Genomic DNA, 233 nt, shown 5'->3' on the forward strand with positions numbered 1-233 from the left:
CTCGACGCTCGTGTTCTTTCTCACCTGGTTCCCGACTTACCTCGCGACCGAACGTCATATGGGCTGGCTGAAAATCGGCTTCTTCGCGATCATGCCGTTCATTGCGGCGTCGATCGGCGTGATGTTCGGCGGGCTCTTTTCGGACTGGCTGCTGCGTCGCGGCAAGTCGGCGAACGTCGCGCGCAAACTGCCGATCATCGCCGGCTTGTTGCTCGCGTCCACGATCATTCTCG

The 233-nt window shown here is 60.5% G+C and carries 1 pseudogene; it reads left to right on the plus strand.

Going from position 1 to position 233, the window contains the following annotated elements:
• A pseudogene (locus SB753_RS41835) lies at window positions 1-233 on the plus strand (MFS transporter); the annotation flags it as partial.

The sequence above is a fragment of the Paraburkholderia sp. SIMBA_053 genome (genome assembly GCF_046534895.1).
In the GTDB taxonomy this organism is placed as follows: Bacteria; Pseudomonadota; Gammaproteobacteria; order Burkholderiales; family Burkholderiaceae; genus Paraburkholderia; species Paraburkholderia caledonica.